Annotated in this window: 10 protein-coding genes; 9 read left to right on the forward strand and 1 reads right to left on the reverse strand. The window is 73.5% G+C overall.

The window, feature by feature from the left end; genetic code table 11:
- The first annotated feature begins 50 nt into the window (after nt 1–50).
- The 9 genes from IEY73_RS03475 to IEY73_RS03515 are packed head-to-tail and all read left to right on the forward strand — an operon-like array spanning nt 51 to nt 15,150.
- Complete coding sequence (locus tag IEY73_RS03475; RefSeq protein WP_189077495.1) at nt 51–782, forward strand: acyl carrier protein; 732 nt, start codon at nt 51–53, stop codon at nt 780–782.
- Nucleotides 779–1,618, forward strand: coding sequence for an SDR family oxidoreductase (locus IEY73_RS03480; protein ID WP_189077496.1), 840 nt, complete (start codon nt 779–781; stop codon nt 1,616–1,618). The genes IEY73_RS03475 and IEY73_RS03480 overlap by 4 nt, the downstream gene beginning before the upstream one ends.
- Nucleotides 1,615–8,169 (forward strand): type I polyketide synthase, encoded by a 6,555-nt coding sequence (locus IEY73_RS03485; RefSeq protein ID WP_189077497.1) that lies wholly within the window; start codon nt 1,615–1,617, stop codon nt 8,167–8,169. The genes IEY73_RS03480 and IEY73_RS03485 overlap by 4 nt, the downstream gene beginning before the upstream one ends.
- On the forward strand, nt 8,166–9,155 hold the full coding sequence (locus tag IEY73_RS03490; protein WP_189077498.1) for an NAD-dependent epimerase/dehydratase family protein: 990 nt from the start codon (nt 8,166–8,168) through the stop codon (nt 9,153–9,155). Before IEY73_RS03485 ends, IEY73_RS03490 begins: the two co-directional genes overlap by 4 nt.
- A gap of 5 nt (nt 9,156–9,160) precedes the next feature.
- Nucleotides 9,161–10,861, forward strand: a complete 1,701-nt coding sequence (locus tag IEY73_RS03495) for a DegT/DnrJ/EryC1/StrS family aminotransferase (protein WP_189077499.1) — start codon at nt 9,161–9,163, stop codon at nt 10,859–10,861.
- Nucleotides 10,858–11,538 (forward strand): hypothetical protein, encoded by a 681-nt coding sequence (locus tag IEY73_RS03500; protein WP_189077500.1) that lies wholly within the window; start codon nt 10,858–10,860, stop codon nt 11,536–11,538. Before IEY73_RS03495 ends, IEY73_RS03500 begins: the two co-directional genes overlap by 4 nt.
- Nucleotides 11,539–11,577: 39 nt before the next feature.
- Nucleotides 11,578–12,879, forward strand: a complete 1,302-nt coding sequence (locus IEY73_RS03505) for a glycosyltransferase (protein WP_189077501.1) — start codon at nt 11,578–11,580, stop codon at nt 12,877–12,879.
- A gap of 8 nt (nt 12,880–12,887) precedes the next feature.
- Nucleotides 12,888–14,183 carry a UDP-glucose dehydrogenase family protein gene (locus IEY73_RS03510; RefSeq protein ID WP_229715526.1) on the forward strand — a complete coding sequence of 432 codons (1,296 nt, stop codon included), beginning with the start codon at nt 12,888–12,890 and terminating at the stop codon, nt 14,181–14,183.
- A gap of 1 nt (nt 14,184) precedes the next feature.
- On the forward strand, nt 14,185–15,150 hold the full coding sequence (locus tag IEY73_RS03515; protein WP_189077503.1) for a hydroxymethylglutaryl-CoA lyase-like TIM-barrel protein: 966 nt from the start codon (nt 14,185–14,187) through the stop codon (nt 15,148–15,150).
- Here the strand turns inward: IEY73_RS03515 and IEY73_RS03520 are convergent.
- Nucleotides 15,135–15,734 carry a TetR/AcrR family transcriptional regulator gene (locus tag IEY73_RS03520; RefSeq protein ID WP_189077504.1) on the reverse strand — a complete coding sequence of 200 codons (600 nt, stop codon included), beginning with the start codon at nt 15,732–15,734 and terminating at the stop codon, nt 15,135–15,137. The two genes, IEY73_RS03515 and IEY73_RS03520, sit on opposite strands and share 16 nt — an antisense overlap.
- Nucleotides 15,735–15,774: the final 40 nt, after the last annotated feature.

The following is a 15,774-nucleotide window of genomic DNA, read 5'->3' on the forward strand; positions in this document are numbered from 1 at the left end:
GATGGGACCGCTCAGATGTCCGACTGCCGTATGGACCGAGGAGAAACGTAATGGCGCAAAACGGTGCCGGGCCTGATGTGCGGGCCGGCCGGGCAGCGGTGGAGCTCTCGCTCAGGGTGCTCTTCGGCGATGAATTCGTGGCCGGCGCGGAAGCGTCCTTCGTGGACTCGTTCGTGACCAGCAACGCCGCATGGCGGTCCACCCTGCTGTCGCTGTGGGCCCTGTCGAAGGGGACGAGCTCCCTCCCGCAGGCACCCGCCCCGGACCCGGCCATCGCCGCGACGCAGGCGTCCGTCACGCCGGCCTCCCCGGCACCTGCGGCCCTGGTCGCTGCGCCGCCGGTCGCTGCGCCGCCGGTCGCTGCGCCGCCCGTCGCGGAGCCGCCGGTCGCTGCGCCGGTCACGGAGGTGCCGGCCACCGCGGCGGAGAACGGATCGTCGGCGGGATTCGAGGTGTTCGACCCCAGCACCGCGGCCGGCGACGGCATGCCCGAGCGGCGAGAGCCGTGGACGTACGAGGAGGTGCGGGCGACCCTGGTCGCCCTGCTGGAGGAGTCCACCGGCTATCCGGCGGAGGTCCTCGAGGACGACGCCGACCTGGAGGCGGACCTGGCCATCGACTCGGTCAAACAGGTCGAGGCGCTGGCCGGGCTGCGCGAGCGGTACGGGCTGGCCATCGAAGACAGCTTCACCATCCGCGACTACCGGACCATTCGCCAGGCGGTGAAGTACATGACCGACCGGTTGAACAACGAACGGTCCAGCCGGGCGGTGGCGCCATGACCGGCACCGGAACCACCCGGCGCCGCCGGTTCGCCGAGCGGGTCGTGCTGATCACCGGCAGCAGCCGCGGGTACGGGCGGGCCCTGGCCCGGGCGTTCGCCGCCGAGGGAGCGCACCTGGTGCTGAACTCGCACCGCAGCGCCACCGACGGACGCGACCTGGCGAGCGAGATCAACCGGGCGGGCGACGGGCGGGCCGTGTACGTCTGCACGGACGTCGGCGAGGAGGAGAACCTGCGCGGGCTGGCCGGGCTCGTCGCGGACCAGTTCGGTCGCATCGACGTCATCGTGCACAACGCGCCGAGCGGTTTCGAGCGCCCGGTCGACGCCACGACCTGGTACGAGTTCGAGGTCGCCATGCGCGTCAACACGTACGCGTTGATCGGTCTCGCCCGCTGGTTCCGGCCGCTGTTCGGCGAGCGCGGCAAATTCCTCTACGTCTCCAGCATCGGTGCCGAGCGGGCGCTCGCCGGGTACGGCACGATCGGCGCCGCCAAGGCGGCCAGCGAGGCGCTGATCCGCTCGCTCGCCCTCGAATGGGCCCCGAGGGTCCAAGCCAACACCATCCGGCCGAACATCATTTCGAGCGTCTCGCTACGGTCGTTCAGTTGGTCAGACCTGCTCTGGAAGATCACCGACGAGGAATCCCCGCTGGGCATCCAGGACGTGAGCCGGCTGGTCGACGTGGCGCTGTGGATGTGCAGCCCGGACGCGGACTACGTCACCGGCCAGGTCATCTCGGCAGACGGCGGTTTCTCCACCACCATGTGCCGCGACGGTCTCACCATCCAGCAGCGTCCACCGGTGAACGGCGCCCGCACGGTGGTCCGCTCATGAGCCGGCCGTTTCAGCCCGTCGCCGTCGTCGCGGCGACATGCCTGCTGCCCGGCGCTCGCACGCTGGAGGACCTGTGGCGCCTGTTCGACGCCGAGGGCACGGCCATCGGCGAGATCCCCCCGGACCGTCTCGACCGGTCGATCTACTACTCGCCGGATCCGCGTCGCCGCAACACCTCCCCGGCGCGGACGGCGGCGCTGCTGGGGCCGTGGGAGTTCTCGACCCGGCCGAAACTGCCGCCGCGGCAGGCGATGATGCTCGACCCGACGCATCGGATGGCCATCGAGGTCGGCCAGCGCATCATCGGCGGGCTGGAGAGCCGGTGGCTGCCGCGGCAGCGGACCGGCGTGTGGGTCGCCAACACGTCCGGAGCGATCGTGAATCAGTTGCGCATGGTGTCCAACCTGGCCTCCGAGCGCTGGGCGCGGCACGCCGCCGCGCTGCGTCCCGAACTGGCCGAGCGGATCGCCGGCTTCCAGGACGGCTTCCGCGCCCGCAACCCGCATCCCCGCGAGGACGGCGCGATCAGCGGCAACATCCTGTCCGGCCGGATGGCGAACTATTTCGACCTGCGGGGCCCGCAGATGTCCCTGGACGCCGCCTGCGCGAGCTCGATGGCCGGGCTGCGGGCCGCCGCGATGGCCCTGGAGGCGGGCACCGTGGACATGGCGCTGGTCGCCGCGATCGGGGTGCAGTGCCAGGAGCAGTTCGTCGTGCAGTCGAAGGCGCGGGCGATCGCGGTGGATCCGTCGTTCCCCTTCGACCGCGACGCGGCGGGCTTCATCCCGGGCGAGGGGGCGATCATGGTCGCCCTGGTCCGTGCCGAGGACGCGGAACCGCACGACCTGCCCGTGCTCGGGGTCATCCGCTCGATCGGTGCCGGTCTCAACGGGCGGGGCACGTCGGCCTGGTCGCCGTCGGAGTCCGCCGAGCGCCAGGCCATCACCCGGGCGTGGGACGAGGCGGAGTTCAGCCCGGACGGCCCGGACGGCGGGATGGACTACATCGAGGCGCACGGCACGGCCACTCAGGTCGGTGACCGCATCGAGCATGCGGCGATGCTCGCCACGTACGGCAAGGCGTCGCACGCGGGCCCGATCCCGTTCGGCTCGGTGAAGTCCGTCGTCGGCCATCTGGTCGAAGGCGCGGGACTGGCGGGCGTGCTGCGCGCCCTCTACCTGTTCGACACCGGCCACGTGCCCGCGAGCGTCGGCGTGCGAGAGCCGGCGGACTATGTCACGGCGAACGCGGACCGGCTGCGCCTGGCCCGGCACCGCGAGCGGCTCGCTCCCGGCGACGGCCGACCGCGGCGCGTCGGCGTCAGCAGTTTCGGCGTCGGCGGCGTCAACTACCACGCCATCATCGAGTCTCGGCCGGACCGGCCGATGCCGCCGCGCCGGGGTGCGCCGAGCACGCCGATCGCGGTCGTCGGCCTCTCCGGGATCATGCCGGAAGCGCCGGACACCGCGGCGGTGTGGGAGCAGTTGCGGGCCGGTGCGGCGGTGCGGCGACCGCTGCGCCGGCACATCCCCGACTTCGACCTCTACCAGGATCCGGACGCCTCGCGCCGGGACCGCACCGTCTGCCCGACCGCGTCCATCGTGGAGCGGCCGGTGCTCGGTCAGCCGGTGCGCTGGCGTGTCACCCCGAAGCACGCGGCCGTCCTGTTCTCCGACCACGTCCTGCTGCTGAACGCGGCGACCGCCCTCGCGGACGCCGGCGTGGTGCCCGCCTCCGCCGAGTCACGTGCCCGTTCCGGCGTCTACATCACCGACGTGATGGACGGCGACAGCCGCAACGACGTGATGGCGACGCTCGTGTTCGAGCGCTGGTGGCACGAGCTGCGCTCGGAGCTCGGCGAAACCACCGCCGGGGCGCTCGACGAGCAGTTGCGCGCCGACCCGGTGTTGCGGTTGCGGGCGGTGAGCGCGGACGACTCCATGGCCGGCCAGGGAGTGCAGGGGGCGACCCGGGTGGCCGCGGGTCTCGGCCTCGACGGCCAGGCGATCGCGGTGAACTCCGCGTGTGCCTCCGGCCTGGCCGCGATGGACATGGCCATCCGGGAGCTGCGCGCGGGAGCGCTCGACTTCGCCCTGGTGGGCGGGGCCAGCCTGGCCGTCGACGAGGCGAACCAGGTGGCGCTGTCGGCGATCGGCTCGCTGAGCGCCACCGGGAGTGGCCGCCCGTACGACGAACGGGCGGACGGTTTCGTCATCGGCAGCGGCGCGGTCTGGCTGGCCGTCAAGCGGCTGACCGACGCCGAACGCGACGGCGACCGGGTGCTCGCGGTGATCCGCGAATGCGCCGGCACGAGCGACGGGCGGGGCCGCAGCCTGCTCGCGCCGAGCCGGGAGGGTCGCCGCGACGTGATCCGGGAAACCTTCGAGCGGGCCGGGATAGAGCCCGGGTCGGTGCAGTACGTGGAAGGCCACGGCGCCGCCAACGTGCTCGGCGACTCCTCCGAGCTGGAGGCCATCGGCCTCGCCATGGGAACGCCGGAAAACCCGGTCCGGGTGGGCAGTATCAAGGGCAACTACGGCCATCTCAAGGGACCGGCCGCGCTGGCGGGCCTGATGAAGGTGATCCTCGCGTTGCGTGCACGAACCTTCGTGCCCACCCCGGGATTCGTCCGCGGCGCGGAGCTGCCTCATGTGGACGGCCGCTTGGTGCGGGTCGTCGACCGCGGGGCCCCCTGGCCGCCGAACCGGGCCGGGCAGCCGCGCCGGGCATCCGTCAACGCCTTCGGCCTCGGTGGCACCAATTTTCACCTCATCGTCGACGAATACCGCCCCGACGAGCCGTCCCCCGCCTCCTCGACGCCGCGCATCGGTGCCGCGTCCGCCGCGGAACTGGCCGAGAAGCTGCACACCGCCGAGCAGACGGCGGAGCCGGACGCTGCCTGGCGCGCCGCCGTGTTCGTCCGCGAATCGAAGGCTCAGCGCGCGGTGCGCGGAGTCCTCGCCGGGCAGGTCACCGCCGCCGGGAGCGACGACGCCTCGGGCATGTCCGATTCCGGTGGCTGGTCGGCTCCGGGCGCCCGCACCGGGCCCGTCGCCGCGATGTTCCCGGGACAGGCCGGCACCGAACACTTCGACGCGGTCGCCTGGCTGTGCGCGGCCTCGCCGGACGGCGCGCAAGCCCTGGATCTGCTGGAAACCCGGATCGACGAACCCGGACGGCGGATCGCCGCCGCCCTGCGCGCCCGGTCGCTGGACCGGCTCGGCGACCTGCGCCGCCGCTCCGGCACCTCGCAACTGCTCGGCCTGCTGGCCTCCGTGCTCACCGTCCGGAGGCTGAGCGCGCGCCACGGCTCGCCGTTGATCCATCTGGGACACAGCGCGGGTGAGTTCGCGGCCCTGGTCGCGGCGGGCAGCATCGACCTGTCCGACGCCGTCCGGCTGGTCTGGCGCCGCGGCATCCTCGCCGAGGAGGAGACCGGTGGGCGCGCGGGGCTGATGGCCGCCGTGTTCACCTCCAGCGAGCAGGCCGAAGAGCTGGTCGCGGCCGAGCCGGACGCGTACGTGAGCACGGTGAACGGACCTCGCCTGTGTGTCATCGGCGGATGGGCGGATCCGGTGCGCCGCGTGCTCGCGCGGGCGGCCTCCGCCGGCCTGCGGACCGCGGAGCTCGACATCGCGCTGCCGTTCCACACGCCGCTGCTGGCCGGTGCCGTGCCGAAGCTGCGCGCGGAGCTGGCCGGCATCGAGGTCCGCCCGCCGCGGATGCCGGTCTACGCGGCCGCACTGGGCGCAACCTATCCGGACGGGACCGACCCGGACGTGATCCGCGACTGCGTCGCCGCGCTCTACACCCGGCCGGTGCGGCTCGACCACCTCCTGCGGCGCGCCCACGCGACCGGCGTGCGGCGCTTCGTGGAGTGCGGCACCGGCCGGTCGCTGTGCAAGGCGGTCACCGCCGTGCACGGCACCGCGCCGCACCTCGCCGTCGCGGGCGTCCTCGCCGCGGCGGAGGGGTTCGACCGCATCGACGCCGCGCTGTGGGTGGCCGGGGTGACCGATGCCGGCCACCCGCCGTCAGCCTTCCAGGTCCACACGCCGGTGACGGAGACCTCGACGAAGCCGGTGCCGCCCTGGCCCGGCGAACCCTGGCTCGGCACCAGCGTGACGGTCGCCGGGGTGGACGACACCGGTCCGGCGCGACAGTGGCTCGACGGGCTCAGTCGGCGACTGTCCGAGGCTGGCGCGACGGTGCGCGCGGCCGGCATCGCCGAGCTCAGCACGGGCGCCGCAGGCGCCGCCGATCGGGTGCCGGTCCCCGAGCTCGCCGCCGCACTGGCCGCGACGGCCGGGCCGCGCTGGCTGTTCTGGGTCGCCCCGCCGACCGGTACGGTCGTCCCGGCACGGACCATGGCCGAGCTGGCATGTCTGCGCGCGGCGGTCCGGGGCCTCGCCGAGGGATGGGAGGCCGGTCGGCCCGGCGGCCTGGTCGTGGTGACCTCCCTCGACGGACGCCTGGGCGACACGGTGAGCCTGCTCAACCCGGCCGGCGGGGGATACGCCGGGTTCGTCCGCGCCCTCGCGCAGGAGTATCCCCGGGCCTCGGTGACCCTGGTGGACGTGGGCCGGGATGTCGGTGCCGCCGCCGGCCCCGCCACGATCGTCCGGCTGGGCCGGCCTCCGGCGGGCCGCCACGAGACCGGACTGGGCGCCACCGGCATGTCGTCGACGCGACTCGCCGCGCTGCCCGTCGGCCCGGACGAGCCGCAGACCGAGGCCACCGCCCTGCTCGGGGCGCTACGCGAACCGGATGCCGCGATCGTCGTGTCCGGCGGGACCACGGGGATCGTCGCGCAGGTTCTGCTGGCGGCGGCCCGCCGGTCCGCGGTCCCGCTGCCGGGCCGGCTGGTTCTGGTCAGCCGCACCGCCCCCGGTGCCGCCGCGGTGGATCCGGAGGCTGAGCTGACGCAGTTGCGCAGCCGCCGCAAGGCCGAACTGCTCACCTGGCGGCGGGCGCATCCCGGTGCCACGCTGCACGACTTCGAGCGGCACTGGAAGCGGCTGCTGCACGCGGCGGAGGGCCGGGTCACCCTGCACCGGTTGCGCGAATGCGGCGTCGATGCGCGCCATGTGGTGGCCGACGTCTGCGACGGACGCCAGACGCGCGCCCTGGGCGAGCAACTGCGCATGGACGGCCTGCGCATGCGCACGATTCTGCACGGCGCCGGCATCGAACGGTCCAGCCGGATCATCGACAAGCCGGCCGCCGAGTGGGAGGACACCGTCGCCGTCAAGCTGCTCGGCCTGCACCACCTGGTCGCCGCGGCCGGCGACGATCTGCGGCTGCTCGTCGCGTACGGCTCGGTGTCCGGATCTCTGGGGCTGCCCGGTCAGACGGACTACTCCGCCGCCAACGAGTACCTCGCCGCCGCGATCACCCGCCTGCGTGCCGAACGGCCGGGGCTGGTGGCGCAATACCTCGGTTGGCCGGCCTGGGACGAAGTGGGGCTCGCGGCCGATGCCGGCGTCAAACGCAAGCTGCAGGACGCCATGGGCCTGCGCTACCTGACGCCGCAGGAGGGCGCCCGATGGGCACTGAGCCTGACCGGGCAGGCCGCCACCCTGCCACCGCGGTTGATCGTGCTGCCCCGCGACGCGCCGCCGCTGCTCGCCGACCGGGTGGCGCCCGGCGAGCCGCCGGCCCGCCGGTGGTGGCTCGTGGACAGCATCACCCGGCGCGACGGCGGCACGCGGATCCGTCGGTGTTACGACACCGCCGACCCGCGGGACGCCGAGCTGACCGGGCACCGGGTGCGCGGCAACATCCGGGTGGCCGCCGTGCAGATCGTCGAACAGTTCGCCGAGGCGTACGCGGCGGCGCGCGGGATCGCGACCGGGCCGGTGGAACTGTGCGACGTCGCGTTCCGGCAGGGCCTGGTGACCGGCCGCCGCGGTCGCCGTCCGGTCACCGTCGACGTCGTGGACGGGCCGGACGGCGAGGCGGCACTGCGGCTGTCGACCGTGCCGTTGCTGGACGGTGACCTGCCGGGGCCGGGCACCGTGCTGCTCGCCACCGCGACCGGCCGGACACCGCCCGCCGGCGCGCCGCGCGAGCACGTCGACGTGGGCTCGGCGGTGCCCGCCGGTCAGCCGATCGATCTGCTGGAGCTAGCCGCCCTCTTCGGCATCGCCTACTCCGGCCGGTTCGCCACGGCGGTCACGCCGCTGCGGCATCCGGAGTTCGCGGTGGCCGGCACGTTCCAGCCCGGACCCGCGCCGCCGCGCGCGGGAGCTTGCCTGAGCGACCCCGCCGCCGTGGACACCGCGCTGCGCACCGTGGCGGCTGCCGCGGACGGCGACGAGACGGCGGACCGCGGGCTGCCCAGCGCGATCGAGCGTCTGGTGCTGCACACCCCGGCGCGGGACGCCGGCCCGCGGCGGTACGCCTTCGTCCGCGCCCGCCCGGGCGGCGGATACGACGTCCTGTTCACCGACGCCCACGGCGACGCGCTGACCAGCCTGTACGGGCTCCGGTTGCAGACGCCGTCCGATCACAGCGGCACCGGCGTATCGACAGCGAGGAGTGAGACGTGAAGGACCGTGTACTGATCTTTGGTGGCCGTGGCCTGATCGGGCACGCGCTCGCCAGACGCCTGTCCCGGCGAGCGGAGCCGGTGCAGACCGTCGTCGCCGACCTGGACCAGGCGCGCCTGCCGGACGACCCGTTCGGCACCTGCGAGCGCATCGTCCGGCTGCGCCACGCCGCCGTCGCCGAGCTGGCCACCGTGGTGCCGACGGACGTCCGCGACGCGCAGGCGGTGCGCGCCGTCGTCGACGAGGTGGACCCGACCGTGGTGGTTCACCTGGCCGCCGTGTCGGTGGCGGACGACGCCGCGCGCCATCCGGAGCTGACGCACCAGACGAACGTGGGCGGGCTGCGCAACGTGCTCGACGCCCTCGGCGGGCGCGACACCCGGCTCGTGTTCGTGTCGTCGAGCTTCGTCTACGGCGACTTCGAGACGCCGTCGGTGGACGAACGACACCCGCTGCGCCCCCGTGGTCCGTACGGCGTCACCAAGTTCCACGGTGAGCAGGCCGTCCGCGAGGCGCGGTCGCTGGGCGGACTGCCCTCGGTGATCATCCGTCCGTCCGCGGCGTATGGACCGTACGACTCCAACCGGCGCATCGTGCAGAAGCTCCTGGAGGAGGCACGGGCGGGCCGGCACAGCGAGTTGCGTGGCGCCGACGGCGTGCTGGACTTCACCTACGTCGACGATCTCGCGGCCGGCCTCGAGCTGGCCGCCTTCCACCCGCAGGCCCCGGGTCGCACCTTCAACATGACCGCCGGCAAGGGCCGTTCGCTGCGAGACCTCGCCGAGATCTTGCACCGGCACTTCCCGGGCCACACCGTCAGCGAAACACCGGCCGACCCGAACCGGCCCCGGCGCGGCACCCTCGACGTCGCCCATGCGCGCTTCGTCCTCGGATACGAGCCCGAGTGGGACCTGGCGCAGGGGGTCGCCGAGTGCGTCGCCTTCTACCGCATGCTCGACGACGCCGACGCCCCGGTAGCGGGGTGAGTCGCGTGCTGCGAGTTCTGCATCTGGTCCCGGTGGCGCAGGAGAAGACGCTGCGCACCGTCGCCTCGCTGGCCCGCGCCCTCGCTGCCGAGCAGGTCGAGAGCGAAATCATGATCGGCTGTCCGGACGGCTGCACGGTGTCCGCGAGCTGGACCGACCGCGTGACGACGACCACCTTCCGGACGCCCGCGGACGACGCGGTGGCCGTGCTGGCCGTGGGCGTGCCGGCGCTGGCCGGCCGGATCGCCGACCACGACCTGCTGCACGTGCACGACGCCCTGCTGGGTCCGCAGCTCGCGGCGGCCGTGCACGCGCTGACCGCCGTGCCGTACCTGACCTCGGACCACGCCGCCGACGGCACCGGCGACGAGGCGTTCGGCAAGGTGGAGCCGGGCTGGCTGCGCACCGTCAACCGGTACGGCGCCGTGCTGCTCACCGCCGCGCCGCACCGGTTCGACGCGCCGGCGGTGCCGGTGCATCCGCTGCCCGGCCCGGACGACGCGGCGGCGGCTCGGCGGCAGCGCGAGATCTACGCGGCGGTGCTTGAGCACCGGCCCATTCCCCAGGACGATCGACAACCCACGGTTCGCATGGCCCTGCCCGACGTGACGGCGGCGGAGCTGACCGCGGCGAGCCGTGCCCTGGCCTCCGCCAAGCTCAGCGCCGGCCCCCATGTGGAGGGTTTCGAACGCGAGTTCGCCGCGTGGCACGGCGTCGCGGACGCGGTCGCGGTCAACTCCGCCGCCGCGGCGCTGTTCGCCGTCCTGCGCTGCGCCGACATCCGCGGCGAGGTGATCGTGCCCAGCTTCACCTGGGCGGCCACCGCCAACGCCGTCTGCGCCGCGGGCGCCACCCCGGTGTGGGTGGACATCGACGAGGACACCCTCGGGCTCGGACCCGAGCGCGTCGCGGCGGCGATCGGGCCCCGCACCGAGGCGGTGCTGCCTGTGCACTATGCCGGCCATCCCGTCCGCATCGCCGAACTCGCCGGCTTGTGCCGGCAGCACGGCTTGCTGCTGGTGGAAGACGCCGCCGAGGCGGCCGGTGCGCGCCAGCACGGCAGGCCGGTCGGCACCTGGGGGGTCGGCTGCTTCAGCTTCTACGGCACGAAGAACATGACGACCGGTGGCGAGGGCGGGATGGTGACCACGAACGACCCGTCCCTCGCGGCCCGGATCCGCACGCTGCGCGCGCACGGGATGCGCCCGGTGCCCGGTGCCCGTCATCCGTGGAAGAAGGAAGCCGTGACGGCCGGCTTCAACTTCCGGATGCCCGAACCCCTCGCCGCGGTGGGTCGCGAACAACTGAGCCGCCTGGACGCGATGAACGCGCGGCGGCATGCCATCGCCGAGCAGTTCGACGAGGGACTGGACGTGCTGGGGGACCGGGTGCGGCCGCAGCGCGAGCTGCCGGGCTTTCGCCACGTCTATCACATGTACGTGGTGCGGCTCGCCGTCACCGCGGCCCGCGACGAGCTGGTGGCCCGGTTGCGCGCCCGCGGCGTCGAAGCCTCCGTCCACTTCGATCCGCCGGTGCACCGGCACGCGTATTACCGGGACCGTTGTCCGGCGGCGGACGGGGCGCTGCCGAACACCGACGCCGCGTCGGCCGGCGTGGTGACCCTCCCGCTGTACACGACGATGCCGCCCGGCTCGGTGCGCCGGGTGCTCGACGAGTTCACCGCAGCGGTCGAGGATCTCGCATGACCGCGCCGGACCCGGTCACCGGCCGGCTGCGGCCCGGGCGCCGCCTGGAGCCCGCCGGTGTGGTGCTGCCCCCGATGTGGGGCAGCGTCGGCGACACGGTGCTGTCCCTGATCGAGTGGGTGCACACGCATGTCCGCAAGGTCGAGGCGGATGCCGCCTGGCTGCGCACCCGCTATCTGCGCAGGTCGGTGCTGGAGATACTCGCCGAGGGGACGACCTTCTGCCTCGGCCCGTGCCCGGAACGGACACTTGTCGCCTCGGCCGCGCTGTCGCTGTACGGCGTGCGGCACCGCATCGTCCTGCACGAGCGCCACGTCCACGGCACCGGGCCGCCCCTGGTCCACATGGCGATCGAGGTGGAGACCGAGTACGGCCTGCACCATGTGGACTTCAGCATGTGGGAGACCAAGTACTTCCGTGGCGAGTACCGCTTCCGGGCGGACATCGAGCGGACCATCGGCCTGACCCGCATCCAGTTGCCGGCGGCCCATCTGCTGCTCGGCGCGACCCCGGACGCGCTGGCCACGCTGGTCCCGCGGCGCGAGTCCGAACGCGACGCCAAGGTCGAGTGGTACCTCGGCGATCTCGGCCACATCGATCCCCGACTGCTGGACGAGCACCTCATCTTCACCGACGCGGCGAGCCGTTACGAACGGCGTCACATCGCCCCGCGCTAGCGGGCGCCGCCAGCCCTTCACGGAGGAATCGTGCACCTGATGGTCGTTGGAAAGTCCGCCTACAGCAGGGTGATCGGCACAACCGTCGTCCCGATCACCATCGCGGGACACACCGCCCAGTTCATGCGGCCGTTGCTGACCTACGCCCGGAGCCGCGCGATGACGGTGTCCTACGCCTATCCGCTGCACCCGGCCGGCTGCCTGATGAGCGACGCCGCCGACGAGTTGCCCGCAGGGGTGGCCGAGTTCCCGTTCACCGACGTGGAGGCCGCCAAGGCCCCGCTGCACATCGGATACCTGTCGGTGGAGGCGTCGATCCGCCGGGCGATCGAGCGCAACGGCCGCATCGACTGGGTCTTCCTCCCGTACGCCTACCCACTCGCCCCGCTGCTGGTGTCGCTGCGCGCGGTCTACGGGTTCAAGCTGGCGCTGTTCCTGCGCGGCGGCGACGGATATCAGTGGCTGGATCCCGGCTGGAGCCACGCCGCCCAGGTCTTCGGCGGCGCGGAGCAGGCCCGCACGGCATGCGCGCTCTACCGCGAGTCCCTGATGGCCGCCGACTTCGTCGGGGTGGCCTCGGCCTGGCTGGGCTCGGTCGTGGACCGCCTCGGCGCGCGGTGGGACGCCGTCGTGGAGTCGCCCGCGGCGCAGTGGCTGGGGCCTGGCCCGGCTCCGTCGCGGGACAAGCGGGACATCAGCGCCGACCCGGGCGTGGCGGTCCGCGCCGGTGCGCTCGATCCGGGGCGCCGGTGGTTGCTCTCGGCCGGGCGCATACATCCCGACAAACACCTCGACCTCGCGGCGGACATCGTCGCGGAGGCGGGGCTGCCCGGCTGGCAACTGGTCCTCGCCGGTGCCGGCGGTGCAGCCGCCGACCTCGGCGACGGTGGCCTGCGCCGGCTGATCGAGCGGGGCGAGGCGTGCATCGCCGAGGTCCCGCCGCGCATCATCCATCGTCTGTACGAGGGCTGCGACGCGTACCTGCAGACCGCCTTGCCGTCGGCCACCTTTGTGGACGCCCGCCCGTCGTCGGTGACCTCCGCGGCCTTCCACGGCAAACCGGTGGTGGTTCCGGTCGCCGAGGCGGGCGGCGTCACCGAGAGCCTCGCGCCGGAGAACGTCGAAGCGTTCGGCTTCGACGCGCGCCGGCTGGACGCGAGCCGCCGCGCCGACCGGGCCGACCTGGTGCGCCGCGGCGCCGCGGCGGTGCGCCGGCTGGCCGACCCGGAGCTGCGTCACCGGTGCGGCGAGGCCAACGCCCGGCACGCGGCGAGTTCTTCGGTGGCGGCGGTATTCGACAAGCTGTGGGTCTGCCTCGGAACCGGCAAGGCGGTGTGGTGACCGTGCGGATCGTGGTGATCGGCGTCGGATACCTCGGCATCACGCACGCCGCGTGCATGGCCGAGCTCGGCCATGAGGTCCTGGGCGTGGATGTGGACGAGGCGAAGATCGAGCAACTGCGGGAGGGCACGGTGCCGTTGTACGAGCCGGGTCTGTCCCGCATGCTGCGGCGCCACCTGGCGGAAGGCAGGCTGCGCTTCACGACCAGCTACGCGGACGCGGCGGAGTTCGGGGACGTGCACTTCCTGTGCGTCGGCACCCCGCAGCGGGACGGCTCGGACTCGGCCGACCTGAGTTTCGTCGAGGCGGCCGTGCACGCGCTGGCGGCCGAGCTGACCGGGCCGGCTCTGGTGGTGGGCAAGTGCACGGTCCCGGTGGGCACCGCGGCCCGGCTGGCGCGCACCGTCCGCCGCTCGGCCCCCGGTGCCGATCTGGCCTGGAACCCGGAGTTCCTGCGCGAAGGGCGCGCCGTCGACGACACCCTCAAGCCCGACCGGCTGGTCTTCGGCGCCGAATCCCGCGCGGCGCTGGACCTGTTGCACGCGGTCTATTCCCTGCCCATCGCCGCCGGTACGCCCGTCATCAGCACCAACTTCGCCACCGCGGAACTGGTCAAGGCGGCGGCAAACGCGTTCCTGGCCACCAAGGTGTCCTTCATCAACGCCATGGCGGAGATCTGCGAAGCCACCGGCGCGGACGTGGTCGAGCTGGCCCGCGCGCTGGGATATGACGGCCGGATCGGCCATCGTTACCTGCGGCCGGGGCTGGGTTTCGGCGGTGGTTGCCTGCCCAAGGACATCCGGGCGTTCCGCGCCAGGGCTCAGGAGCTGGGCGCGCATCGCACACTCGAATTCCTCCGCGAGGTCGACGCCATCAACCTGCGCCGCCGGCACCGGCTGGTCCGGCTGGCCGCCGAGCAGTGCGGCGGTCTCGGCGGACGGCGGGTCGCGGTTCTCGGGGCGTCCTTCAAGCCCGAGTCCGACGATGTCCGCGACTCGCCCGCGCTCTATGTCGCCGCGGCGGTGCAGGGGGAGGGCGCCCAGGTGACGGTCTACGACCCGAAGGCCATCGCCAACGCGCGCCGTCACTCGCCCGGACTGCGGTATGCGGGCTCGGCGCGGGCCGCAGCCGCGGGCGCGGATCTGGTGCTGCACCTGACCGAATGGAAGGAGTTCCAAGAGATCGACCCGGCGGAGCTGTCGCCGGTGGTGGGCATGCGGGCCATCGTGGACGGCCGGAACGCGCTCGATCCTCTTCGCTGGCGGGCCGCCGGATGGACCTACCGTGCTCTCGGGCGGCCCTGACATGGCCACCGCCCCGGACATGGCCACCGGCGTGACGGTGGTCGATGTGACCTTGCGCGACGGCGGCAAGGTGCACGGGCATCGCTGGACGACGTCGCAGGCGGTCCGGCTGGTGCAGGCGTGTGCCGCGGCCGGTGTGGCCCTCGTCGAGGTGGGCTACTACCGGCCGGCGCGGCACCGCACGGACGGGGTGTACTTGCCCGCCGCCTCCTGCCCCGAGCCGTACCTCGACGCGTTGAGCGCGCAGGCCGGACGGACCGCTCTCACCGTCATGGCGTCGCGCCGGGACGTGACCCCGGCGGATCTGGCGCCGCTGGCCCGCCACGGTGTGGGTGCGGTGGCCATGCCGGTACGCCCGGGGGAGGCAGCCGAGCTGCTCCCGTACCTGCGGGCCGCGGCGGACGCCGGGGTGCGCCTGACGCCGAAGGTCATGCGCGTGCGCCGGACACCGATCGACGATCTGCTGCGGGCCGCCGAGAAGCTGAGCGCGGCGGGGGTGTACGTCGTCGCCGACTCCTACGGCGCGCTGCTGCCGCGGGACGTCGCGGCGCTGTTCGCGCGGCTCGGTTCGGTCACGCCGGCCGCCCTCGGGCTGCACGCCCACGACGGTCAACGGCTCGCCTTGGCCAACACCCTGTCCGCGCTGGAGGCGGGCGTGACGGTGGTGGACGGCTCGCTGTGCGGGCTCGGCGTCGACGGCGGCAACCTGATGCTGGAGGCACTGGTCGGGCACCTGCGCCACCGTCTCGGCCGGACACTGCGGCTGACGCCGCTGGTCCGGGCGGCGCTGGAACTCGTCACCGGATGGCTGCCCGGCGATCCGCGGGCCGTGCTGACCGACCTGCTGCTCGGGCTGCTCGACCTCGACCCGGGCGGCGCGGACGTCGCCGGAACGGACCCCCTGGAGGCGCTGTGTGCCCTGGCCGATGCGCCGGCACCGCTCACGCGGCGTCAGCCGGCCGCCTGATCCGACGGCGGCGGTGTCACGCCGTCTAGCACCATCGCCACGACCTGCTCGACGACGGCCGGGGTGAGTTCCTCGTAGGTGAGCAGGAGCCGAACGTACAGCGGACCGATCAGGGTCTGCATCAACAGTCCGTGGTCCGTGCCGGTGCGCAGTTCGCCGCGTTCCTGGGCGCGCGTCAGCACCTGCGCCGCGGGCAGGAACCGCTCGGCGCGGAACTTCTGCCGGGCCACGTCGTACTCCGGCAATCCCTGCCGCAGCGCCAGGTCCACCAGCAGCTTGCCGAGTGGCGTCGTGACGAAGGCGGTCACCTCGATGAGCAGCGCGACCAGGTCGGTGCGCAGGCTGCCGGTGTCCGGGGTGGCGAATTGCGCGTTCGTGCCGGCCAGCACGGCATCGACGGCGAGGTTCGCCCGGGTGCCCCACCGGCGGTAGATCGACGTCTCGTGCACACCCGAGCGGCGTGCCACCTCACCGACGGACATCTCGTCGAGGCCCCGGTCCAGCAGCACCGCGACGGTTGCCTCCAGGACCGCGGCCCGGACCAGGGCGCTGCGCCCGCCGGTACGCCGGCTCTTCCCGTTCATCCTCTGTACTCCTCGGTAGCCGGGTGCGGCCGTTGATGGC

Source organism: Mangrovihabitans endophyticus (assembly GCF_014646155.1).
GTDB classification, from domain to species: domain Bacteria; phylum Actinomycetota; class Actinomycetes; order Mycobacteriales; family Micromonosporaceae; genus Actinoplanes; species Actinoplanes endophyticus.